This is a genomic window from Candidatus Methylomirabilota bacterium (assembly GCA_036001065.1).
Lineage (GTDB): Bacteria > Methylomirabilota > Methylomirabilia > Rokubacteriales > CSP1-6 > MNEF01.
On the sequence record DASYUQ010000220.1, the window covers coordinates 1 to 2,214 of the forward strand.

Annotated in this window: 2 protein-coding genes; both read left to right on the forward strand. The window is 68.9% G+C overall.

The window, feature by feature from the left end; translation table 11 throughout:
- Positions 1-152 precede the first annotated feature (152 nt).
- The gene (locus VGV13_21045; protein ID HEV8643571.1) at positions 153-1,076 is read left to right on the forward strand and encodes an SMP-30/gluconolactonase/LRE family protein; all 924 of its coding nucleotides are present in this window, start codon (positions 153-155) and stop codon (positions 1,074-1,076) included.
- Positions 1,073-1,993: an ABC transporter substrate-binding protein gene (locus VGV13_21050; protein ID HEV8643572.1), complete on the forward strand. Its 921-nt coding sequence runs from the start codon at positions 1,073-1,075 to the stop codon at positions 1,991-1,993. The genes VGV13_21045 and VGV13_21050 overlap by 4 nt, the downstream gene beginning before the upstream one ends.
- Positions 1,994-2,214: the final 221 nt, after the last annotated feature.

Below are 2,214 nucleotides of genomic sequence, written 5' to 3' on the forward strand. Positions count from 1 at the left end.
CGGTGTTCAGGAGATGGTTCGACCGCAGCCAGCGTCTCTATAGGAGGACGTGGGTGCGCACGTACCCACGCTGGCCACGGCCGCTACCGACGCCGCGTTTCCGCACATTCCTCGCCAAAAGAATTTCGGATCGGGGTTAGACTCCCCCAATCATGCTCAACCCGTTCAAGCAGCCCGAGTTGATCAAGGCCGCGACCTTCATGTCCATGCCCCAGAAGTTCCGCCAGAAGGGCCGCACCAGGTGGTCGGACGCGAACCGCCAGCGCGCCGAAGTGGACAGCTTCCTGGAGGGACCCTCCTTCGACCGGGCGGGCCATCTCTACTTCGTGGACATCCCGTTCGGGCGCGTGTTCAGAATTTCGACCGGGGGCGCGTGGGAGCTGGTGACCCAGTACGACGGCTGGCCCAACGGCTTGAAGCTCCACAAGGACGGCCGCATCTTCATCGCCGATTACCGGCGGGGCCTGATGGTGCTGGATGCCGGCAGCGGAAAGGTGGAGCCGCTGCTGGAGACCGCCTACAGCGAGGGCTTCAAGGGGCTGAACGACCTGCACTTCGCTGCCAACGGCGATCTCTACTTCACCGACCAGGGGCAGACCGGCATCGCCGATCCCAGCGGACGCGTGTTCCGGCTGCGCGCCACCGGGGGGCTGGACAAGCTCGCGGCCAACGTGCCGAGCCCCAACGGCATCACCCTCAACGCGGAGAACAACCAGGTCTACGTGGCGGTGACGCGCTCCCAGCAGATCTGGCGGCTGCCGCTGATGGCGGATGGGCAGCCGTCCAAGACCGGGGTCGCGATCCAGCTGTCCGGTGGACACGCGGGGCCCGACGGCATCGAGATGGACGCCGAGGACGGCCTGGTCGTCTGTCATCTCGGCGTGGGCGTCTGGCGCTTCGACGCGAACTGCCTGCCGACTCATCTCGTGCACGCCGACGGTCACCGGCTCCTGACCAACATCGCGTTCGGCGGCCCGGACCGCAAGACGCTCTACATCACCGACTCGTTGAACGGCGAGATCCTGACCGCCACGATGCCGGTCGCCGGCAAGGTGATGTACGGCCTGGCACCATGAGGCTCACGGTCGCGCAGCCCTTCCGGTCGCTCTTCTACGCCCCGCAGTACGTCGCCATTCACGGCGGCCATTTCGCGGCCGAGGGGCTGGACGTGCAGGCGGTGGTCGCGGACGGCAGCACCAACACGCTCCGGGCCCTCGTCGAGGGCACGGCCCAGATCAGCCTGGGCGGGCTTATGCGGAGCCTCGACGTGGCCGACCGGGGCGGGCGGCTCTTTCCGCACTTCGCCGAGGTCAACAGCCGGAACGGCTTCTTCCTCCTGAGCCGGACGCCCCGCCCTGACTTCACGTGGCGGGACCTCGTGGGCCGCACGGTGATCTCCTTCGCCGGCGCGCCCACTCCCTGGCAATGCATGCTCACCGTGCTGCGTCGCCACGGCCTCGATCCCGCCCGCGTCACCTTCGTCCGCGATCTGCACGGCGCCGACGCGGTGGCCGCCTTCCGGGCCGGGCGCGGCGAGTTCCTCGAGGCCGGCCAGCCCACCGCCGAGGAGCTGCTGTCGGGCGGCGCCGCCCACCTCGTGGCCTCGATGGGCGAGGCCACCGGGCCCGTGCCGTTCTCGTCCTATATGACGACGCCCGACCGGCTGCGACGTGAGCCCGAGCTGCTGCTCCGCTTCACCCGCGCGGTCTACCAGGCGGAGCGCTGGATGGCCCGCCACGACGCCGCCGCGATCGGCGACCTGATCGCGCCGGACTTCGCCGACGTTCCGGCCGATCTGCGGCGCCGGGCGGTGGAGCGCTACCAGCGCCAGGGCACGTGGGCCACCGACCCGCTTCTCCGCCGGCCGGGCTTCGAGTACCTCCAGCAGATCCTGCTCGACGGCGGCTTCATCAAGCGCCGGCACCGCTACGAGGACCTCGTCGACGTCGGGTACGTCCGCCAGGCCGCCGAGACGCTCAAGGAGGAGCCATGATGCGCCGCCTCGCGCTGGCCTTCGCTCTCGCGGGCTCCATGGGGGCTCCCGCAGCGGCCGCCGCCGCTCAGACCATCACCCTAGTGCCGTTCCAACTATTCGCGCCAAGGGAGGCGCCGTGTACTACACGTACGTGTTGCGGAGTGATCGAGATCAACGGCTCTACACCAGAACGACGCACGACCTCCGCACCCGAATCAAGCTGCACGCTGACAGAAAGG